The organism is Flavobacterium buctense (assembly GCF_014486695.1).
GTDB classification, from domain to species: domain Bacteria; phylum Bacteroidota; class Bacteroidia; order Flavobacteriales; family Flavobacteriaceae; genus Flavobacterium; species Flavobacterium buctense.
This window is the reverse complement of the sequence record NZ_JACTAB010000005.1, coordinates 1-22,075: the sequence shown is the minus strand read 5'-3', so window position 1 is coordinate 22,075 and position 22,075 is coordinate 1. Positions and strand designations below refer to the sequence as shown.

General features: G+C 37.0%; 21 protein-coding genes. 8 read left to right on the top strand and 13 right to left on the bottom strand.

Going from position 1 to position 22,075, the window contains the following annotated elements; genetic code table 11:
- The first annotated feature begins 65 nt into the window (after nucleotides 1-65).
- The 6 genes from ICG50_RS09135 (at nucleotide 66) to ICG50_RS09110 (ending at nucleotide 4,976) form a co-directional block, all read left to right on the top strand.
- Nucleotides 66-974: a copper resistance protein NlpE N-terminal domain-containing protein gene (locus ICG50_RS09135; RefSeq protein ID WP_187660608.1), complete on the top strand. Its 909-nt coding sequence runs from the start codon at nucleotides 66-68 to the stop codon at nucleotides 972-974.
- 6 nt (nucleotides 975-980) lie between these two features.
- Nucleotides 981-1,397: a Holliday junction resolvase RuvX gene (ruvX, locus tag ICG50_RS09130; protein ID WP_187660607.1), complete on the top strand. Its 417-nt coding sequence runs from the start codon at nucleotides 981-983 to the stop codon at nucleotides 1,395-1,397.
- A 30-nt stretch (nucleotides 1,398-1,427) separates the two neighbouring features.
- Entirely contained in the window at nucleotides 1,428-2,015 is a 588-nt protein-coding gene (gene def / locus ICG50_RS09125) for a peptide deformylase (RefSeq protein WP_187660606.1), read from the top strand.
- A 57-nt stretch (nucleotides 2,016-2,072) separates the two neighbouring features.
- Entirely contained in the window at nucleotides 2,073-2,555 is a 483-nt protein-coding gene (locus tag ICG50_RS09120) for a DUF5606 family protein (RefSeq protein ID WP_187660605.1), read from the top strand.
- An 80-nt stretch (nucleotides 2,556-2,635) separates the two neighbouring features.
- Nucleotides 2,636-3,409: a nucleoside triphosphate pyrophosphohydrolase gene (mazG, locus tag ICG50_RS09115; protein WP_187660604.1), complete on the top strand. Its 774-nt coding sequence runs from the start codon at nucleotides 2,636-2,638 to the stop codon at nucleotides 3,407-3,409.
- 121 nt (nucleotides 3,410-3,530) lie between these two features.
- Nucleotides 3,531-4,976, top strand: coding sequence for an APC family permease (locus ICG50_RS09110; RefSeq protein ID WP_187660603.1), 1,446 nt, complete (start codon nucleotides 3,531-3,533; stop codon nucleotides 4,974-4,976).
- 48 nt (nucleotides 4,977-5,024) lie between these two features.
- On the opposite strand, the gene ICG50_RS09105 is transcribed toward ICG50_RS09110, so the two are convergent.
- From ICG50_RS09105 to rluF, 6 genes are read right to left on the bottom strand one after another with little or no spacing between them, the layout of a single operon-like run.
- Entirely contained in the window at nucleotides 5,025-6,242 is a 1,218-nt protein-coding gene (locus ICG50_RS09105) for a peptidylprolyl isomerase (protein WP_187660602.1), read from the bottom strand.
- Between the two features lie 23 nt (nucleotides 6,243-6,265).
- A complete protein-coding gene (locus tag ICG50_RS09100; protein ID WP_187660601.1) occupies nucleotides 6,266-7,312 on the bottom strand; it encodes a peptidylprolyl isomerase in 1,047 nt (348 codons plus the stop codon).
- Between the two features lie 8 nt (nucleotides 7,313-7,320).
- Entirely contained in the window at nucleotides 7,321-7,887 is a 567-nt protein-coding gene (gene gldI, locus ICG50_RS09095) for a gliding motility-associated peptidyl-prolyl isomerase GldI (protein ID WP_187660600.1), read from the bottom strand.
- 3 nt (nucleotides 7,888-7,890) lie between these two features.
- Nucleotides 7,891-8,895 carry a DHH family phosphoesterase gene (locus ICG50_RS09090; RefSeq protein WP_187660599.1) on the bottom strand — a complete coding sequence of 335 codons (1,005 nt, stop codon included), beginning with the start codon at nucleotides 8,893-8,895 and terminating at the stop codon, nucleotides 7,891-7,893.
- Nucleotides 8,896-8,931: 36 nt separating this feature from the next.
- Nucleotides 8,932-9,303: a fluoride efflux transporter CrcB gene (gene crcB, locus ICG50_RS09085; RefSeq protein ID WP_187660598.1), complete on the bottom strand. Its 372-nt coding sequence runs from the start codon at nucleotides 9,301-9,303 to the stop codon at nucleotides 8,932-8,934.
- Complete coding sequence (rluF, locus tag ICG50_RS09080) at nucleotides 9,304-10,083, bottom strand: 23S rRNA pseudouridine(2604) synthase RluF (protein WP_187660597.1); 780 nt, start codon at nucleotides 10,081-10,083, stop codon at nucleotides 9,304-9,306.
- 115 nt (nucleotides 10,084-10,198) lie between these two features.
- Between rluF and ICG50_RS09075 the strand changes: the two genes are divergently transcribed.
- Both ICG50_RS09075 and ICG50_RS09070 read left to right on the top strand, forming a co-directional pair.
- The gene (locus tag ICG50_RS09075; protein ID WP_187660596.1) at nucleotides 10,199-11,071 is read left to right on the top strand and encodes a cyanophycinase; all 873 of its coding nucleotides are present in this window, start codon (nucleotides 10,199-10,201) and stop codon (nucleotides 11,069-11,071) included.
- Between the two features lie 84 nt (nucleotides 11,072-11,155).
- Nucleotides 11,156-12,001: an isoaspartyl peptidase/L-asparaginase gene (locus ICG50_RS09070; protein WP_187660595.1), complete on the top strand. Its 846-nt coding sequence runs from the start codon at nucleotides 11,156-11,158 to the stop codon at nucleotides 11,999-12,001.
- A 78-nt stretch (nucleotides 12,002-12,079) separates the two neighbouring features.
- Here the strand turns inward: ICG50_RS09070 and ICG50_RS09065 are convergent, their stop codons facing one another.
- From ICG50_RS09065 to thrS, 7 genes are all read right to left on the bottom strand, one after another.
- Nucleotides 12,080-14,692, bottom strand: a complete 2,613-nt coding sequence (locus ICG50_RS09065) for a zinc-dependent metalloprotease (protein WP_187660594.1) — start codon at nucleotides 14,690-14,692, stop codon at nucleotides 12,080-12,082.
- 178 nt (nucleotides 14,693-14,870) lie between these two features.
- Nucleotides 14,871-17,789, bottom strand: coding sequence for a M16 family metallopeptidase (locus ICG50_RS09060; protein ID WP_187660593.1), 2,919 nt, complete (start codon nucleotides 17,787-17,789; stop codon nucleotides 14,871-14,873).
- 235 nt (nucleotides 17,790-18,024) lie between these two features.
- Nucleotides 18,025-18,438: a hypothetical protein gene (locus tag ICG50_RS09055; protein WP_187660592.1), complete on the bottom strand. Its 414-nt coding sequence runs from the start codon at nucleotides 18,436-18,438 to the stop codon at nucleotides 18,025-18,027.
- 94 nt (nucleotides 18,439-18,532) lie between these two features.
- Complete coding sequence (rplT, locus tag ICG50_RS09050; protein WP_121313103.1) at nucleotides 18,533-18,877, bottom strand: 50S ribosomal protein L20; 345 nt, start codon at nucleotides 18,875-18,877, stop codon at nucleotides 18,533-18,535.
- A 157-nt stretch (nucleotides 18,878-19,034) separates the two neighbouring features.
- Nucleotides 19,035-19,232 (bottom strand): 50S ribosomal protein L35, encoded by a 198-nt coding sequence (rpmI, locus tag ICG50_RS09045; RefSeq protein WP_011921545.1) that lies wholly within the window; start codon nucleotides 19,230-19,232, stop codon nucleotides 19,035-19,037.
- Nucleotides 19,233-19,257: 25 nt separating this feature from the next.
- Nucleotides 19,258-19,758: a translation initiation factor IF-3 gene (gene infC / locus ICG50_RS09040; protein WP_187660748.1), complete on the bottom strand. Its 501-nt coding sequence runs from the start codon at nucleotides 19,756-19,758 to the stop codon at nucleotides 19,258-19,260.
- A 76-nt stretch (nucleotides 19,759-19,834) separates the two neighbouring features.
- Nucleotides 19,835-21,781 (bottom strand): threonine--tRNA ligase, encoded by a 1,947-nt coding sequence (gene thrS, locus ICG50_RS09035; protein ID WP_187660591.1) that lies wholly within the window; start codon nucleotides 21,779-21,781, stop codon nucleotides 19,835-19,837.
- Nucleotides 21,782-22,075 lie beyond the last annotated feature (294 nt).

The window sequence follows — 22,075 nt, the reverse complement described above, 5'->3', positions numbered from 1 at the left end:
CATAGTATTAGTCTTTAGAATAAGTATGTTTGTCTTGACTAATTTATCATTAATTACGATAGCTTATGAAAGCAAAAATTTTACCTTTTACATTGTTTTTAATCTTTTTTATAAGCTGTCAAAAGCAAACTGATAGCAAAGCAGTTACCCAAGATTCTATTGCAAAGGTTGATTCACTTAACAATATTGCAGCACACAATGCTAAAAATTCCTTGGATTACATTGGAACTTACAAAGGCATATTGCCTTGTGCCGATTGCGAAGGTTTAGAGACTGTTATCTGCATCAATGAAAACAACACGTATAACATTAAAACGCAATACCAAGGCAAAGGAGACAAAGTATTCGAACAAAAAGGCACTTTTTCCTGGAACAAAGAAGGTAATGCGATTGTTTTAGAAGATGTTAAAAATGGTCCGAATCAATATTTTGTGGGTGAAAATACCTTGACACAATTGGATATGTCAGGTAAAAAAATCACAGGTGATTTGGCGGCGACTTATGTTTTAGCCAAACAACCTGAAACCAATGCAACTATTGAGACTACTGAAAAAGATAAATCAACTGTAGATTTAAACAATAGAATAGAGTCACAAACGGTGATCAAAAAAGTAAATCCTGCTATAGGCAAAGTTACTTTAGCAGAAACCAAATGGAAACTAATAACATTGAACGGGAAAGTAGTTGAACATAAAGGCAAGAAAGACTATTTTTTGAAGCTAAATTCTAAGGATGGCAGATTTAGTGCATATGCCGGATGTAATTCGATGATGGGAAGTTATGTGATGCCATCGGCTTTTGGGTTGTCATTTTCCAATGTTGCCATGACCCGAATGGCTTGTCCCAATATGGATTTGGAAACCCGTTTTTCAAAAGCGCTCGAAGAAACTGACCGATACACCATTAAAGATAATATTCTTAAACTTCAGAAAGGAAAAATAGCAATTTTGGCTACCTTTGAACCCACAAAATAATAAAGAATGCCAAGAATTCTCGCCATCGATTATGGAATGAAACGTACGGGATTAGCCGTGACCGATGAGTTGCAAATCATTGCTTCGGGCTTGACAACCATTCCGTCTGAAACGGCGATTGCCTTTTTAAAAGATTATTTTTCAAAAGAAAATGTCGCTAAAGTTTTGATAGGTGAACCCAAGCAAATGAATGGGCAGCCTTCCGAGAGTACGCCGATTATTGAAAAGTTTGTGACCAAATTCACTGCAACTTTTCCCGAAATGAAAATCGAAAGAGTAGATGAGCGTTTTACTTCCAAAATGGCTTTCCAAACTATGATTGATAGTGGCTTATCTAAGAAGCAACGCCAAAACAAAGGCTTAGTAGATGAAATAGCAGCGACGATTTTGCTTCAGGATTATTTGACAAGAAAAATGATTTAAATTCCTTATTTTTGCAAAAAAAATTCAGAAATGATTATTCCTATTTACGGATATGGTGAACCGGTTTTAAGAAAAGTTGGGGAAGAAATTACGCCCGATTATCCAAATTTAAAAGAGATTATCACCAATATGTATGACACGATGTACAATGCGTATGGTGTTGGTTTGGCCGCGCCACAAGTAGGCATGGCGATCCGATTATTTGTCATTGATACCGAACCGTTCAGCGACAGCGATGATTTGTCTAAAGAAGAACAGGCCCAGTTGAAAAACTTCAAAAGAACCTTTATCAATGCCAAAATGTTGAAAGAAGAAGGCGAAGAATGGGGTTTTAACGAAGGTTGCTTAAGTATTCCGGATGTGCGCGAAGATGTATATAGAAATGAAAGAATCACGATTGAATATTGTGACGAAGATTTCAACAAAAAAACAGAAGTGTTTGACGGTTTGATTGCTCGAGTTATCCAACACGAATACGATCACATTGAAGGTGTTTTGTTTACGGACAAAATTTCGACCTTGAAAAAAACATTGATTAAGAAGAAATTACAAAACATTATGGATGGCAAAGCTTTCCCTGATTACAGAATGAAATTTGCCAACAAAAAAGGAAGATAATTAACATTGCTGAAATAAACATTTAAATATATTTGTGCCCTAAATTAAATTAAGACAATGAACGTAGAGAAAATATTAGCTATTGCCGGAAAACCGGGTTTATTCGAATTGAAATTGCAAACTCGTTCCGGGTTTTTAGCAGAATCATTATTAGACGGAAAAAAAATCACCGTAGGAATGAGAAGTAACGTGAGTTTGCTTTCTGAGATTTCGATGTATACTTATAGCGAAGAGAAACCGTTAGCTGATATTATGAGAGCGATTGCTATCAAAGAAAATGAAGGTCCGGCCATTTCTCACAAAGAAGACAACCATAAACTAATTGCCTATTTCAAAGAAATTCTTCCTGATTACGACGAGGAAAGAGTTTATGCTTCGGATATTAAAAAAGTGTTGAATTGGTATAATATTCTTCAAGATAAAGGCTTGGTTTCTAAAGAAGAACCAAAAGTAGCAAACGCAGAAGCCATCAAAGAAGAAGTGGTTGAAGAAGTAAAAGCTAAAAAAACACCGAAGAAAAACACCAAGAAAGAAGAATAGTTAATTACTTCTTTATAAATACAAATCCTATGGTTGCAATGCAATGATAGGATTTTCTATTTTTATACAAATTCTTAACTATGAATACTCGTCAACAACAACTTGAAGCTTTCGGTCGATTACTGGATATTATGGATGATTTGCGCGAAAAATGTCCTTGGGACAAAAAGCAAACCCTCGAAAGTTTACGTCATTTAACCATTGAAGAAACCTATGAATTGGGCGATGCTATTTTGGATAATGATTTGCAAGAAATCAAAAAAGAGTTGGGCGACTTGTTATTGCACATTGTTTTTTATGCCAAAATTGGTAGCGAAACCAATGATTTCGACATAGCCGATGTAGCGAACAGCATTTGTGACAAATTAATCGACCGTCATCCTCATATTTATGGAGATGTAATTGTCGCCGATGAAGAAGAAGTAAAACAAAACTGGGAAAAACTTAAGTTAAAAGAAGGTAAAAAATCAGTGCTCGAAGGCGTACCGAAAAGTTTACCTGCCTTAGTCAAAGCGAGCCGAATTCAAGACAAAGTCAAAGGCGTTGGTTTCGATTGGGAAGAACCACATCAAGTTTGGGACAAAGTCCAGGAAGAGTTAACCGAACTTCAAGTTGAGGTCAATGCCGGCAACCAAGATAAAATTGAAGCCGAATTTGGCGATGTCCTTTTTTCGATGATTAACTATGCCCGATTCCTAAAAGTCAATCCCGAAGATGCTTTGGAACGCACCAATAAAAAATTCATGAAGCGATTCATGTATCTGGAAAGCAAAGCCGGTGAGTTAGGCAAACCGTTAGCCGATATGACATTGGCAGAGATGGATGTCTTTTGGGAAGAAGCGAAAAAACTCTAGTATTCAGTTTCCAGTCACAGTAAGCAGCAGTTAATAGTCTTTTTCTTTGTTCAATTTTCTTTTCTCTATTTGACTATATTTGATAAACTAAACCACCAACCAAAAACTATAAACCACCAACATGACAGAAAAACACGAATTAAAACGTTCCCTCGGCTTAATTGACGCCACCAGTATAGTTGCCGGTTCCATGATAGGATCCGGTATTTTTGTAGTAACCGTTTATATGGCGCGCGATTTAGGTTCGGCTGCGTGGATATTAGTAACATGGTTAATTACAGGTTTGTTGACCATGTCAGCCGCATTGAGTTACGGAGAATTAGCCGGAATGATGCCAACCGCCGGAGGACAATTTGTTTACATCCAAAGAGCTTACGGAAAACTGGCTTCTTTTCTTTACGGTTGGACTGTTTTTACTGTTATTCAAACCGGAGTGATTGCTGCAGTAGCCGTGACGTTTGCTAATTATGCTGCGGTTTTCTTTCCTTTTTTACAGGATGAAATATTTAGAATAGGCGATTCTTTTGTGTTTAAAAACAGCCAGGTTTTGGCCATGTTGAGCATTGCTTTGCTTACTTACATCAACACTAAAGGCGTTAAAAACGGAAAGGTAATTCAGTTGGTTTTTACTTCTGCCAAATTGATTGCGCTCTTTGCTTTAATAGGTTTCGGATTGTATATAGGCTTCAGTACGGATACTTTTTCTAATAATTTTGACAATACTTGGGAAGCCAGTAAAACAGTTTTTGATGAAACTACAAAGACAGTTACTGTTACTAAACTTACCGGAATTGCCATAGTTGGAGCTATAGGAGCAACAATAATCAACTCTTTGTTTTCAAGTGATGCTTGGAACAATGTGACTTTTATAGCCGGAGAAATTAAAGACCCAAAGAAAAACATTCCGCGTAGTTTATTTTTGGGTACTTTAATAGTTACCATCATTTATATTTTAGCGAATATTGCCTATTTGGCTTTATTGCCTTTAACCGGAACGCCTGACGGTTCGGTAGTAGAAAACGGAATCATGTTTGCCGCTCAAGATAGAGTAGGAGCTGCTGCAGCCAATATGATCATGGGTAATATTGGGGTTTTTGTGATGGCCGGTTTGATTATGGTTTCGACTTTTGGTTGTAACAGTGGCTTGGTTTTATCAGGCGGAAGATTGTTTTATGCTATGGCCAAAGATAATTTGTTCTTCAAAAAAGCAGGCGAATTGAATAAACATGATGTGCCCGAAAAAGCACTTTGGTTTCAATGTCTTTGGGCTTGTGTTCTTTGTATATCAGGAAGATATGGCGACTTACTGACTTATGCGACTTTTGCTTCGCTTCTCTTTTACATACTAACTATTTACGGTATATTTATCCTAAGAAAGAAAGAACCCGATGCGGAAAGGCCTTACAAGGCTTTTGGTTATCCAATTATTCCGGCCTTATATATTATTTTGACAGCAGCTATTTGTGTTGCCTTGTTGATTTATGACACAGTCAACACCGGATTAGGTTTGGTCATAGTGGCCTTAGGAATACCGGTGTATTATTTGTTCATGAATAAAAAAGAATAAAAAAAGAGTCCCGATTTTCGGGACTCTTTTTTTAATAACAATTGAAAATTATTTAGTCGGAACAGCTTCTAACATTTCAATTTCAAAAATAATATTGGAGTTTGGTGGAATCACATTTCCTGCACCTCTTTCTCCATAACCTAATTTAGATGGGATAAAAGCAATTAGTTTATCCCCTAAGGTCATCGTGCCTAATGCTTCAACAAATCCTGGAATTAGTCCGTCTTTTTTACCATATTGAAAAGGAAATGGTTGGTAACCATTTTGTTTAGCTCTGTTTTCATCAAATTTACCAAATTCTTTATTAACAGTTTCGTAGCTACTATCAAATAAAGAACCATCTTCTAAATAACCTGCATAATGAATAAATACATTAGTTCCGTCTACCGGTTTTTTTCCGGTTCCGGTTTGGATGATTTTGTATCTTAAGCCGGATGTGGTTTCAGTTGCAGTAGTTTTCACTTCACTTAAATATTTGGCTTTTGCGATGGCAACCGGTCCATATTTGGCTTTGTATTCTGCTTGTTTTTGTGCTTCTGCTTCTTGTTGTTTTCTTTTGGTTTCAGCAGCAAGAGCGGCTTCTTTTGCTTCATCACCAGCTTTGTTGGCCATATAGTTGGCAAAAACTTTTGGTGCATCAAACTTGTTGGCTTCTGTACCTTTACGAGTAATAGTTATTTTTTTAATAACATCATCTTGTTTGGTAGCCGTTACTACTTCTTGCCCTTTAAGAACATATCCGAAAACGGTATGTTTACCATCTAACCAAGGAGTTTCTTTGTGTGTGATAAAGAATTGAGAACCATTTGTTCTTGGTCCGGAATTGGCCATAGACAATACGCCCGGACGATTGTGTTTTAAATCGGCAACAATTTCATCTTTAAATGCGTAACCCGGTCCGCCCGAACCATTTCCGGCAGGATCTCCACCTTGTATCATGAAATCAGCGATTACTCTATGGAATTTTAATCCGTCGTAAAAAGGTTTTCCTTTGTACTTTTCATCCACTATTGAAGTGTTGGTTCCTTCAGCTAATGAAATGAAATTAGCTACGGTAATAGGAGTTTTTTTATACTCTAACTGCAGTAAAATTTTACCTTTATCAGTTTCGATTTCAGCAAAAATCCCCTCGTTACCAGTATTTGGGTTTGGCTTAGCTGCTACTGCTGTTGTTGTTTTTGTGGTAGCTGGTTTTTTCTTGGTTTGTGCTAAACCGCTTGTCAATCCCACGACAAGTAGGCAAAGAATACTAATTTTTATTTTCATGGTTTAATAGATTTCGTTTGTATTTATTTTTCTAATAATTCTATTTCAAAAATGATATTGGCATTGGGCGGGATTACTTTTCCTGCACCTTGTTCACCGTATCCTAAATTTGAAGGGATAAAAAGTACTGCTTTTTCTCCTACTTTCAGTTTTTCTATTCCTTCAACAAAACCCGGAATTAATTGGTTTTGGCCACCAATGGTAAAAGCAATTTTTGTATACCCGTTTTGCATAGCCCTTTGTTCATCATATTTACCGAATTGTTTGGCTACTTGAGTGTCGCTAGTATCAAAAAGCGTTCCGTCTTCTAAGTAACCGGAATAATTAATCATTACAACTGTACCTGATTTTGGACTTGAAGCCGAAGAAGGTTGTGTAATTTTATAAGCTAAACCCGATGCTGATTTAGTAGCCGATTTTTTTAATTCTTTAAAATAAGCAGCTTTTTGATCTTTGGCTGAATTTTGTTTTTTGATAAAGTCTGAGAATACTTTAACGGCATCAAATTTTTTCACATCTTCTCCTTTTCGGATAATGTTTACCTCAGTCATTTCGTCATTGATGGCTATAGAATCTACCACATTCATGCCTTCAACAACATGACCAAATATGCTGTAATTCCCATCGAGTTGCGGTGTTGGTTTTTGGGTGATGTAAAATTGGCAACCATTGGTATCCGGTCCCGAATTGGCCATAGCCAAAATACCTGCCTTATCGTGTTTTAAATCACAGATTTCATTTTTAAAGATATAGCCCGGATCTCCCGAACCATTTCCATATGGATCGCCACCTTGAATGACAAATCCTTTTTCTACGCGATGAAAAACGGTTCCGTTATAAAAAGGTTTTCCTTTTAAATCTTCCATAACGTAAGGATTATTTCCTTCAGCTAAAGTCACAAAGTTGGCGACTGTAATAGGTGCTTTTTTATAATCTAAGGCTAAAATAATAGTTCCTTTTGAGGTAATAATTTCGGCATATAAACCGTCTTTTAAGTTCTTGTGTTCGTTTTTACATGAGCTCACCATTAAGGCTAAACCCAATACAAAAAGACAGAGTGCTTTGTTCATTTTAGTTTTTAATTTTCGGTTTTTAATTTGGTTTCAGGTTTAAAATCGTTTAAAGTTACGGTGCAAATTAAAGGCTCGTTTGACCCAATTCGTTTATTATCTCCATGGTAACCATAGGCCATATGCGATGGGAAAAGAAAAGTCACCTTCTCGTTTTTGCGCATCAGTTTAATCCCGTGACGTAATCCCATCATGATGTTTTGTTTATCAACTGCATAAGTTTGCGGGCGCAATTCCACTTCTGAGTAAACCACATTGCCCTTTAAGTCTTTGATTTCATAGTCAAAATTAGCGATGTCTCCTTTTTTAGGGCGAAGCGTATCGGTTTCATTTTTGCTTTCATAATGGTACCAATACCCTTTTTTTGAAGCAATGTATTGAATTTGCGGATTACTCTTGATAATAGAATCAATTTTAGCTTCTTCTCCTGCCACTAGTTTTTTGTTACGTTCAATAGATTCTTTCATAAAAGTACCCGACGAACGTGAAATCGGCATACGAGCCTGTTGTTGTTTACAACTAATCATTGTAACAAAAACTATTAGTAAAACAGCAATTTGGTTTCTCTTTTTCATGTACTAAATAGTTATTTTCGAAATTAAAAGTTCAAATTTTTTGATGGTTTCTCTCATGCTTTCGTATGATTTTCCACCGGCAGCATTGATGTGTCCGCCACCGTTGAAATGGTCTCTGGCAAATTGATTTACATCGAAATTTCCTTGCGAACGGAACGAGATTTTAATTATATTTTCATCTCGGTGTTCGATAAAAATTGCCGCAAAATGTATGCCTTTAATGGTTAAACCATAATTAACTACGCCTTCTGTATCTCCTTTTTCATAGTGAAATTCGTCTAATTCCTTTTGCGAAAGCGTGATGTAAGACGTTTTAAATTCCGGAAACACTTTCATATTTTGTAAAGCTCTTCCTAAAAGTTGCAAGCGATTGTACGAATTATTGTCAAAAAGTTGGTTGTGTATTTCACTGTTGTCAATGCCTAAATCAATTAAATCAGCCACAATTCTGTGCGTGGTTCCTGTAGTTGACGGAAAGCGAAACGAACCCGAATCAGTTGTTATTCCGGTATAAATACAACTCGCGATAGTTTTATCGATTAAATTCTTGTGACCTAAGAACGCAATAAAATTGTAAATCATCTCACAAGTCGATCCAAAAATTGTATCCGAATAAGTATAAGTAGCGTAATTGTCAGGTTTTTGATGGTGGTCAATCATTACCATCGGAACGGTAACTTTATTGAGCACTTGTTCCATTTCGCCGGTTCGGTGCAACGCATTGAAATCTAAGGTAAAAACCATTTCGGCTTCCTGAATAATTTTAGTACAATTCCCTTTGTCATTTTCATAAATCAAAACTGTCTCTGAACCCGGTAACCAAGCTAAAAAATTCGGAAAATCATTTGGGGCAATTACAACGGGTTGATGATTCAGCTTTAGTAGAAAATGGTACAAAGCCAAAGTAGAACCCATAGCGTCACCATCGGGACTTCGGTGCGGAATGATGGCAATTTTTTTCGGCGTAGCCAATTCTTGTTGGATGGCAAAAATGTCTTCTTTTTTCATAGAGGGCGAAGTTACATTTTTTTCAGGAATTGGAAATTATTTGGATACAAAAAGTCCGAACCAAACCGCAAAAAGTCCGAGTATAATACTCAAACCTATATACCCAAAAGCTAAAAGCGAATGATTGTTCTGAAACAAATTGTAATTTTCCATTCCAAAAGTAGAAAAAGTCGTATAACCTCCACAAAATCCTGTGACTAAAAACCATTTGAGGTTGCTGTCTGTTACTTGATTTTTTTCTAAAATACCGATGAACAATCCAATTAAGAAACACCCGATGATATTCGCTAAAAAGGTGGCTAACGGAAAGTGATTTGCCCAAAATTTTGACACCAAAACGGTTGTCAAAAATCTTAAAACACTACCAATTGCCCCACCTAAAGCTATATATAAAATCGTTTTTAGCATTTATCTCTTAGTGTTATTGCGATTGAAATTGGGATTGATTTTTTTGGGTAAACTCGCTTCTTCGGTTTTGCTCGAAGGTTCAATCAACTTGTTCAACTGCTTAATTTCATCATCAGTTAAATCTCTGTATCGACCTACGTGAACATCCAATGAAATATTGATGATTCGGGTTCTTTTCAAGGCCGTAACTTCATAATCCAAATACTCACACATTCTGCGGATTTGACGGTTCAAACCTTGGGTTAAGATGATTCGGAAAACATATTTACTGATTTGTTCCACTTTACATTTACGGGTTACGGTGTCCAAAATCGGAATGCCGTTGCTCATTCTTTCGATAAATCGGTCCGTTATCGGTCGGTCGACGGTCACTACATATTCTTTCTCGTGGTTGTTTCGTGCTCGAAGTATTTTGTTGACAATATCGCCGTCATTGGTCATGAAAATCAAGCCTTCACTGGCTTTGTCTAAACGACCAATTGGAAAAATTCGTTTCGGATAATTGATGTAATCTACAATGTTGTCGCGTACACTTTGATTCGTAGTACATTCAATACCAACGGGTTTGTTGAAAGCCAAATAGACCGGTTTTTCTGTTTTTTCACGAATGAGTTTTCCGTCGACACGTATTTCATCTTCCGAAGAAACTTTGGTTCCCAATTCGGGTACAATTCCGTTAATGGTAATTCGGCCTTGTTCCAATAGTTTATCGGCTTCGCGACGCGAACAGAATCCGGATTCGGACAAGAATTTATTGATACGGGTTTGATTGACTTCCATTGGGCAAATATAATACAATTTGAGAATAGAAATTCTTGATAAGTCCGTTGATAAATTGGCTTCAAAAATCGTAAAAAAGGTTGGTAAGTTTTAAGTTTTTCCTATTTTTACCAACATGAATATACAAGGCAAACTTATAATAATTGGCGGTGCGGTTGACAAAGGAAGTTTCACAGAAACCGATTTGGACAAAAGCGCTCCGCAGAATTTGAATTTCTTTGAAGAAGGTATTTTAAAGCGCATCATCAAGGAATCGAAAAACAAAGAGAACTCCAGAATAGAAGTCATTACTACGGCTTCAAAAATCCCCAGAGAAATTGGTCCCGAATATGTTAAAGCCTTTAATTATTTAGGGGCAAATAATGTAGATGTTATTCATATCGAGCGAAGAGAACAAGCTTCCGAACCTGAAGTTTTGGATAGACTGCGAGCGGCTGATGTGGTGATGTTTACCGGTGGAGACCAATTGCGTTTGACCTCCATTTTAGGCGGAACGACATTCGATGAAATCCTAATTGGTAAATACCGAAACGAAGATTTTGTCTATGCCGGAACTTCAGCCGGTGCCGCTGCCGCTTCTAATAATATGATTTATCAAGGAAGCAGTCATGAAGCTTTATTAAAAGGCGAAGTCAAAATCACTTCGGGATTGGGATTAATTGACGATGTAGTTATTGATACCCATTTTGTGCAAAGAGGTCGAATCGGACGTTTGTTTCAAGCCGTAGTCGGGAATCCAAAAGTATTGGGAATCGGACTCGGAGAAGACACCGGACTTTTAATTACCAATGGTCGTCAAATGGAAGCCTTAGGTTCGGGATTGGTAATTTTGGTGGATGGAAGAGAAATTAAAGACACAAATTTAACTCAAGTGGAATTGGGTCAACCCATTTCTATCAATCATTTGGTGACTCACGTAATGAGTAAAAGTGATACATTCGATTTGGATACTTTTAAAATGACGATTAAGTCTTCACAATATGTTTAGATAATTAGACTGCTTAGATTGTTAGATTTTTAGAAAGTCAACTATCTAAGACGTCTAAAATGTCTAACAATCTAATAATCTAACATGTCTAAAATCATAATCCACGGCGGATTTTTCTCTGAATCATCAACCAATCACGAAACTAAAGTAGCGAAACAGCAAGCATTATTGCGAATTGCTAAAGAATCGTATGCTTACTTACAAAGTCATTCTGCCTTAGAAACGGTTGTTTATGCCGTTACTCTTTTGGAAGATGATGAATTGTTTAATGCCGGGATTGGTTCCCAAATTCAAAGCGACGGAAAAATCAGAATGAGTGCTTCTTTGATGGATGGTTCGACGATGAAAATGAGTGGTGTGATTAATATTGAAGAAGTCAAAAATCCGGTGCAAGTCGCACAAGTTTTGTTGAATTATGATGATAAAGTCTTGGGTGGAAGTGGTGCTACGAATTTCGCCCGCCAACACGGATTTGAAAAGTTTTCTACCGAAATTCCACAGCGCAGCGCAGAATACGAAGCCAAATTAGCAGCAACCGGAACCGGGACTGTGGGTTGTGTGGCTTTAGATGCTGAAGGTAAAATAGCGGTAGCGACTTCAACTGGCGGAAAAGGATTTGAAATTCCGGGCAGAATTTCAGATTCAGCTACCGTGGCCGGAAATTATGCCAACGAATTTTGTGGCGTAAGTTTAACCGGAGTAGGCGAGGACATTGTTAGTGGTGCTGTAGCGGCTAAGATTGTAACTCGTGTAACGGACGGATTTACATTGGCACAAGCCTTTGAAAAAACGTTCAACGAACTCAAACCTTTCGACGGTTTTGCCGGCGCTATTGCGATTGATAAAAAAGGAAATATCTTTCACCAAGATTCGCATCCGAGTATGGTTTTTGCGAGTTTTGATGGTTTGAAAGAGGAAGTTTTTAGTTGACCTTTTTGAAATAGAAATAAAAAATCCCAATCTCGCTTTTTAAAACGAAATTGGGATTTATGTTTTTAAGTAAATCAATTACTTAATGGTTAAAGCATTTTCAATTAAAAAGGCAATATAGTTTCTGTGTGCTCTGGTACTTTCGTCTAAAGAGGAAGCAGTGGCAAGCATCAATTTAATTTTCTTTAAAGTTTGACGTGCGGCCGCTTTTGAAATATCATCGTGTCTGCTTCTGGCATCATCAACATCAGCAATTTTAGCCACTTCTTTAACAAAATATGTCTGAAGGTATTGGCGTTGCATGTTTACTTTACCTACTAAATCTGCTTTAAAAATACCGTTGGTTAAATCTCCCATTATTTCAGCAACAGAATAAGTATTGCCATATAAACTTGAATTGGAAACCCTTTGTAAAGTGGTTGGGTGAAGAATGTGTCCTAAAGTAGCATCAGTTTGTATCGATTGATAGATACTGCCTAATTTGGGATCTTCTGTAGAAGAGAAGAAACCAAATCCACGTCGTTGCATTTGCAAATAAGGATACAATGGTGCGTCGGCATCATAAGCATCCGGTGCAAAAACATATTTATTTAAAATGTCAATCGCTCTTTTTTGTTGGGCTTCCGTTACCGGTGTAAAAGGTTTTTGGGTTGTATTTTGTCCCACAAAACTTCGGTCTACATAAACTCCACCAACATATCGGCTTACCACTGAAGCCATATTTCTTCTTTGTCCATTTAACATGCCGAAACGAGATCTCAATTCGGCATAACTTTGGCCTGTTTTACTATATTTTGTTTTTAATTTGGTCATTATATTGTTAACCAATTTAAATCTTTCTTCAGCATTTCCAACGGCATCGCTGCTTAAGTCGTTAACCATTACTCTAGGATCAATGGCTTTGCCCGGTGATCTCATGTCATCAGCATCATTTCCGAAAGTCAAATTTGGATCAGTACTTCTGCTTAGGATTTTCGCTAATTCAGCTTCTTCTGATTTTTCATCAAATTCTTTGTATCCATATTCAATAGCCCAAAGATCATACGGTCCCGGTTTAGTGGTATAGTAATTACCTTGTTTGCTTCTGTCTAAAGAAAGATTGATCGACGGATAATCCATTACCGAACCGATAAGTCCAATTTTTTCTGTTATGGCTTTATTGTGTAAATCAGCCGGACTCAACATTTGGCTCGATTTCATGTTGTGGTTTAAGCCAAGCGTATGTCCCATTTCATGTAAAACCAAATAGTATAAAAACTCTTCGTGTACTTTCAATAGGGTTGCTTTGTCTTCTCCAAAAGATTCAGCTAACGTTGTACCCATTAAGAACTGATTTTTTAGTTCGTTTGCTAAGGTACAAGCTGTTCCGTCTTTGTGGAAATAATGATTGAGATGTGCTTCTGATTCTTCTGAAGTTTTTGCAGAATACAATTCATCCATAGTAGGAGAATTACTTCCCGAAGCCCATTCAATAGTAATATCAGCACCTAAAATTTGACCGGTACGAGGATTGGCAAAGCTTGGTCCGATAGCACCATAGGGAGGATTAGCGGAAGCTACCCATCGAATTACATTGTAGCGAACATCACCGGCATCCCAATCAGCATCATCCGGTTGGATTTTCATCACTACAGCATTTTTAAAACCTGCTTTTTCAAAAGCTTCGTTCCATTTGTTTCCTGCATTTACAACTGTTTCTCTGTACTCTATCGGGGTTGTGTTTTCAACCCACCAAACGATTGGTTCTAACGGTTCACTCAGGAAAGCTGCAGGATCTTTTTTGGTCAAATACCATCGGTTGATGATATCTCTGTAAGGTGTTGGTTTTATACTAGTCTGGTCATTGATGGTTTGCCCAAAATAACCCACACGTGGATCATCTCTTCGAGATTTGAAGTTGTTTACCGGGATTTCTAGAAAAGTATGTTGGATACGAACACGTACATAACGTGCATCGGTAATGTCTTCGCCTCCACCATTTAAAGGAGCAGGATTGTCATAAGCTAAGTCTACTAAAACATCAGTATTGTTTGGATACGAGCGAACACTGTGGTACTTTGATTTGGCAGCATTGAAATTTCCTAAATTAAAAACTGCACCCGGTGGAATTCCGGGAGGCATTACCGGTTTAACCGGATCTAATTTTTCACTTAAAAATAAACCGTCTGCAGCAATTAAATAACCGGTACTGTCTTTGGCCACAATTTTTTCGGCTAAGAAAATAGCTTCTGCAATGTCGGTTCCGGCTGTTTTGCTTACCGCATTGTCTTTATCATAATAAAAACTGGTATTGACTAAGCCAAATTCGATTTTGTCATTGGCCTTTTTAATGTTAAAGATATTTGTAGCCCTGTGCATGCTTTGGTTTAATCCTAGCATTGTTGGTCCGTTCATCGAATAACTTTGATAAATAAACTCTTTGTTTAATTGGTCATTTTTGATGTAAAGTTGGATGCTTCCGGTTACCGTATCTTGGTAAATGGTAAAAAGGCCTTCTGTTTTTTTGCTGGTTTTTATCTTATCTGTGATAGAAACTTTAGCCGGCTTTTTGTTTTTAATTGAATCTGCTTTTGCCGCAGCCACTTCTTTTTCGTTTTTCTTTTTACGATTCGATTTGTCTTGTGCTTGAGACAACCCGGAACTAAGAAGTACCGCTAAAGAAAGCATGAACGTAAGTCTAATTTTGTTCATAGTTAAAAATTTAAATAGATTGATGAATAAGGTTAAGTGTTAGTCTTAAAAAACTAACCAAAGTACTATAATATTTGATGTAACATGCAAATCTTAAGTTTTTTTTAACTGGACTCGCTTATAAAAAAAAATCTCGGTTGCTAGACCGAGATTTTTATAATAATTAAAAAGAGTACTATTAGTAATTAAAGATTTCCTCTAAAGTTACTTCTTCAATTTCACCTAATTTTTGTAAGGCAGCGAAATCTAAACTTTCTTTTTTACCGATAATGGCGGTATTGTACTTTTTAGTTTTTACTTCTTTGTTGAAAAAATCATTTGTTGCTTCTAGAGTCAACCCTTGAATGTCTTTATAAATGTCTTGACGAATGTCATAATCGAAACCTAATTTTTTCAAGTTAAGTTGGTTGAAGAAAATATTGGTTTTCATAATTCGGCTGCTGGCGATTTGTTTCAAACTCGACTCTTTGGCATTGTTGAATTGTTTGTCAATTTTGGGCATTTCGGATAATAAAGCATTAATAGCTTCCACCGCTTGAGGTAATTTATTGGCTTGAGTTCCGATGGCTACCTGCATATAATCGCTTAGATTTTTATCGTTAGCCATAACATAATTAGCTCGAGCTGAATAAGCCAAAGACTTAGATTCTCTGATTTCTTGGAATACAATGGAAGACAATCCGGAACCGAAATAGGAATTAAATACATTGACTGTTCCGGTCATTTTAGGATTGTATTGAGTGCCTTTGGCAACTCTGGTCATTTCGGTTTGAACCATATCGTAATTGGCAAAGTAAACTTTGTTGGCTGTTTCCGGTTCTGTATATGGTTTTGGTGCCGGAATTGGTTTGTTGGCTGCCAAATTGTGGTTCTTTTCTAAAGCCGCTACTATGGGATTCATATCGGTTCCATAAAAGAAAATTTGGTGTTCATAGCTCGTCATTCCTTTAATCATATCAGTTAGTTTGGCCACATCCATTGCCTTCAATTCTTGTTCAGAAATGATATCTCTGAATCGAGAATTTTTACCGTATTTAGCATAATTTACTAAGGCATTTATGATGCTTTCTTTTCGCTTTTTGGCATTATTTCGAGCGTTTAAAATACTTTCTACTTGGGTTTGATATACTTTTTGATCCGGTTTTACATTTTTCAATAAGTCTTCCAATAAAGCAATTCCTTTTGGTAAATTATTCTCCAAGCCCGAAAGCGAAATGTAAGTCATATCATTAGTAAAGTTCACTGAATAAGAGATTCCGATTTTGTAAAATTCTTTTTTTACCTGTTCCGAACTCATTTTATCCGTGCCTAAATAATCTAACATACCGGCAGCCAATTGTAATTTATTGTCATGGTCTGAACCCATATTGAAAATATAGTACAAACTTGAAATAGAATTTGTGTTGTTCTTGATAAAACTAACATTGGTATTCTTTATTTTTTTGGTTTGGATTTCTTTGTTGAAATCAACAAATACCGGTGCTAAATCGGTTGCGGTTTGTTTAGCAAAGTTTTTGTAAAACTCTGATTGCGCATCGCGATTCAATTGAATTGGGGTGATTTTTGGGTTAGAAACACGAACCAATTTGTCATTAACACCTTTTCTTTTGTAAACAATTACATAGTTGTCTTTGAAAAAATCATTGGCAAATTTTACGATATCCGCTTTGGTAATTTTCGAATACTCATTGATTTCGGCTAGGTTTTCTTCCCAACTTCTACCTTGAATAAAAACGCGGTATAAGCTAGTTGCTAACCCGTCGCCCGATTCATAAGCCTTCATTTGGTTTAATTTCATGTTGTTCACGATGGCTTGAATCATCCACTCATCGAATTCGCCTTTTTTGATTTTTTCTACTTGAGTAAGCAGTAAATCTCTAGCTTCTTCTAGTGTTTGCCCTTCTTTTGGGGTGATGCTCATGCCTAAATAGCCGTATTCATTGAAAGTAGTGCTGAATCCACCGGCATTTAAAGCCAATTGTTTTTGGTTGATATTAATGTCAATTAAACCAACATCGCCGGCGTTTGACAATATTTCGGCTACCATTTCTGCTAATTGTGCTTCTTTGGTTCCGTCACCGGAAGTTCTCCAGGCCATATTTAAACGTTCGGCCGTTGGGCTTTTAACTTCTCTTGAAACGATAGTGGTCATTGGTTTTTCGACTGTTTTTTTCTTCATTGGCAATTCTTTGTATTGGAATGTACCAAAGTATTGGTCTACCATTTTGATGGTTTTATCGAAATCTAAGTCACCTACTAAAACTACAGCCATATTATTAGGCACATAATAAGTATCGAAATAGTTGTGAATGGCAACCATAGAAGGGTTTTTCAAATGTTCCGATTTACCGATTGTGGTTTGTTGCCCATAAGGCGTATCCGGAAATAAAGCAGCCATTAATTCAAAGTTAACCAAACGCCCATCATTGTCTTGAGAGCGGTTGAATTCTTCATACACAGCTTCTAATTCGGTGTGAAAAAGACGCAACACTAACTCAGAAAATCGTTCTTTTTCTACGATCATCCATTTCTCTAATTCATTGGCCGGAATGTTGTTTTTGTACACGGTCTCGTTTAGCGAAGTGTGTGCATTAGTTCCCTTAGCACCAAGTGATGAAATTAGTTTGTCATATTCATTGGCAACCGAATATTTCGAAGCTTCTTGAGAAACTTGATCGATTTGTTTGTAAATCGCAATCTTTTTTTCAGGATCAGTTTCTGCTTTGTGTTGCTCGTATAAATCTGAAATTTGGGCAAGGAGTTTCTTTTCGGTTTCCCAATTTTGGGTGCCAACTTTGCTGGTTCCTTTGAAAACCATGTGCTCCAAATAATGCGCTAATCCGGTATTGTCAGCGGGATCATTGTTGGAACCGGTTCTTACGGGAATATAGGTTTGAATTCTAGGTTCGTCTGTATTTTGGGCTAAATAGACTTTTAGTCCGTTTTTTAAGGTGTATACTCTAACGCCGGTTTTGTCGTTTTTTACCGTTTCATAAGTGTACCCTTGAGTGTCTTGTTTTTTTTCTGTAGAATAGTTTTGTGCTATTGTTGTGCTCACGGCGAGTAAGAAGCAACTTGCAATTATAATTTTTTTCATAATGGATTTAGTTTAGCCCAAAAGTAAGGAATCAAATGGTGTCATTTTTAAAAACAAATGTTAAAATGAATGGGTGTGGTTGACCTTTGGTTGTAAAGAAGAAGATTGATTATTAGTCAACTTGAAGTCTAAGTTGTCGCGTGAGCGATGGAAGCGAAGTACCATGTACTGCGGACAGCGCGACCCTTGTGGTCACGCCATAAAAAAAATCCCAACAATGTGTTGGGACTTGGTTTTATTCGTTAGTATAAAGGTAAACCAAAGTGGTGTTCGAGAAAGTGACGCCATCAGTGGATTGTTTGACTTTAAAGCGACCTTCCTGAATTCCTGAAAACTGATACCAAATCGTAGTTGTCGTTCCGGTTCCGTTGTCGTGAGTGACTTTCATAATTTTTTGGTCTTGGTTTTCCCAAATCCAAGTTCCGTTATAAAAAATGCTAACTCCCGAAATCACTTGGTGTTGTTGATAAGCACCTATGGAATTAAATAACAAATCAGGCGCCGGAGCTGAATCATTATCGTTGTACCACCATCTGTTGTACAGTAAGCTGACATCTCCTTCAGGAGCGCTATCGTCTTTGGAACAACTACTGCCCAAAGTGAGCGTAATTAGTAAGAGTATTGTTTTGATTAATGATTTTGTTTTCATGGCTTTTTTTGTCAAATATAGGAAATAAAAAAAATCCCAACCGAGTGGTTGGGATTTTCTATGTAAGTAAGTTAAATTGAGTTTGTACAAACGTTTATTTTACTTTTTTCACAACAGCTTTAAAAGCTTCCGGGTGATTCATTGCTAAATCAGCCAATACTTTACGGTTCAATTCGATACCGTTTTTCTTAACTAATCCCATGAATTGTGAGTAACTCATTCCTTCCAAACGAGCACCAGCGTTGATACGCGTGATCCATAGTGAACGGAAGTTTCTTTTGTTTTGCTTTCTATCGCGGTAAGCATAGCACATGGCTTTTTCTACTGCGTTTTTAGCAACTGTCCAAACGTTTTTACGACGACCAAAGAAACCTTTGGCTTGCTTCATTATCTTTTTTCTTCTTGCTCTTTTAGCAACTGAATTTACTGATCTTGGCATAATTTTTCTGTTTTTTTGTAGCAGGCGTCCCGAATTGAATCAAGGGAACTTTAAAGCCATACTCCAAGGTTATTTTAAATAATTTTTTAACCTAAAGAATTTTATTTATTGAAAAGCTTAACGACTAATTACTAGTCACTAATTACTAATCACTAAATTAGATAATTCTTAATTGTTGTTTGATACTTTTCTCATCTGTTTTGTGAACCAACGCAGAGTGAGTTAAAGCCAATTTACGCTTTTTAGATTTTTTAGTCAGGATGTGACTTTTAAAAGCGTGTTTTCTCTTGATTTTTCCAGAGCCAGTTACTTTGAATCGCTTCTTAGCACTGGATTTTGTTTTCATTTTAGGCATCTTTTCCTAGTTTATTTAATTTAACTTACTTACTTTTCTTTTTAGGAGCAATGAACATAATCATTCTCTTTCCTTCTAATACGGGCATGGCTTCCACTTTTCCGTATTCTTCCAAATCTTGTGCTAAACGCAACAATAAGATTTGACCTTGTTCTTTATAAATGATAGAACGTCCTTTGAAGAATACAAAAGCTTTTAATTTTGAGCCTTCTTTTAGGAACTTTTCTGCATTCTTTCTTTTGAATTCATAATCATGCTCATCCGTTTGAGGTCCGAAACGAATCTCTTTAACGGTGATTTGCGTTGACTTTGCTTTTAATTCTTTATCACGCTTTTTTTGTTGATAAATGAATTTCCCATAATCCATTAACTTACAAACAGGTGGATCCGCATTTGGAGAAATCTCTACCAAATCTACTTCTTGCTCTTCTGCGAGACGCATTGCATCGGAAAACTTAAACACTCCCGGTTCTATATTTTCTCCGACTAAACGAACTTCTGCTACACCACGAATTAAGTTATTAATTCTGTGGGCTGCTGTTTTTTCTACTCGAGGTTGGTAACCTCTGTTGTTTCTAATTGCTATGGCTTACTTATTTAAATTAAACTTCAAATGTTTTTAATGTTTTGGCAATTTCTTCGTTTACAATTTTGGCAAATTCCTCAATTGTAACCGTGATATTTCCCTTTCCTTCTTGTCCGTGACGACGTACAGAAATCGTACCGTTTTTCTCTTCTTCCTCACCAACAATCAGCATAAACGGCATTTTTTGCACTTCTGCTTCTCGAATTTTCTTTCCAATCGTCTCGTTGCGGTTGTCAATTAGGGCGCGAATTTCGTGATTTTCTAGCAATTCTAAAACTTTTTTCGCATAATTTTCATATTTCTCACTCAAAGACAAGATAATAGCTTGCTCCGGCATCAGCCAAAGTGGGAAATTTCCAGCCGTATGTTCCAATAAAATAGCGATAAAACGTTCCATCGAACCAAATGGCGCTCGGTGAATCATCACCGGTCGGTGTAATTTGTCATCCGCACCTTTATAAGTCAATTCAAAACGCTCCGGTAAATTGTAATCTACCTGAATCGTTCCCAATTGCCATTGTCTACCTAAAGCATCTTTGACCATGAAATCCAGTTTCGGGCCATAGAAAGCGGCTTCGCCATATTCAATCACGTAATTCAAACCTTTGTCGCTGGCCGCACTGATAATCGCGCTTTCAGCTTTTTCCCAGTTTTCATCACTTCCGATATACTTATCTCTATTTTCTTTGTCTCTCAACGAAACCTGAGCAGTAAAGTTTTCAAAGCCTAACGAACCGAATACATAAAGTACAAGGTCGATTACATTTTTGAACTCTCTGTCCAATTGATCCGGTGTACAGAAAATATGTGCGTCATCCTGAGTAAACCCACGAACACGAGTCAAACCGTGTAATTCTCCAGATTGCTCATAACGGTAAACGGTTCCGAATTCTGCATAACGCTTTGGCAAATCTTTGTATGACCAAGGTTTGTTGTTGTAAATCTCACAGTGGTGCGGGCAGTTCATGGGTTTTAACAAAAACTCTTCGCCTTCTGCCGGTGTGTGAATCGGTTGGAAACTGTCAGCACCATATTTAGCATAGTGACCCGAAGTGACATACAATTCTTTTTGCCCGATATGTGGTGTAACTACTTGTTCGTAACCGGCTTTTTTCTGTGCTTTTTTCAAAAATTGCTCTAGCCTGTCTCTCAAAGCCGCGCCTTTCGGCAACCATAATGGTAAACCTTGACCTACTTTTTGTGAAAATGTAAATAAATCTAATTCTTTACCTAGTTTTCTGTGGTCACGACGTTTCGCTTCTTCCAGTAATTCTAAATAATCGGTCAAGTCTTTTTGTTTAGGAAACGAAACTCCGTAAACACGAGTCAACTGCTTATTTTTCTCATCACCGCGCCAATAAGCACCGGCAACGCTCATGATTTTCATCGCTTTGATGATTCCGGTATTCGGAATATGACCACCACGACACAAATCAAAGAAATTGGCATGATCACAAAATGTAATCGTTCCGTCTTCCAAATTCGAAATCAATTCGGTTTTGTATTCGTTATTTTTATAAACTTCCAAAGCTTCTGCTTTAGAAACGGCACGCATTTTAAATTCATGTTTTTCTCTCGAGATTTCCAACACACGGTCTTCAATGGCTTTAAAGTCGGCATCGGTGATTTTTTTATCCCCAAAGTCTACGTCATAATAAAATCCATTGTCAATCGCAGGTCCAAGGGTTAATTTGATGCCTGGAAATTTTTCTTCCAATACTTGCGCCATCACGTGCGAAGTCGAATGCCAAAAAGCTTTTTTACCCTCTTTGTCATTCCATGTATATAATATAAGAGAACCGTCGGTCGTTAATGGAGTTTCCGTTTCAATGGTTGTACCATTAAAGGCTGCCGAAATCACATTTCGTGCTAATCCTTCACTGATGCTTCTCGCAACATCCATCGGAGTTGAATTCTGTCCAAACTCCTTAACCGATCCGTCAGGTAGTGTAATCTTTATCATTCCTAAAATTTTATGGACTGCAAATATAACAGATTAACAAAACACATACAATATATATAGGGTATAATATGGGAAAGATTTATCAGGAGCAGAACAATAGCTGTCTTAAAGACTCGTCGTCCCGCTATCCGCGCTACATGGTAGCCAGCTCCTATCGGGGCTAAATGAGCAGGTTTTGTGTTTTTAAAAACGCTTCGAAAAGCAAAACATCGACGAATGACATTTGTAAAATTCGAGTAATCAGGTGTTTGAAAAAAACTCTAAAAAAGGGTGATTTTTATTTGGATTGGGAGA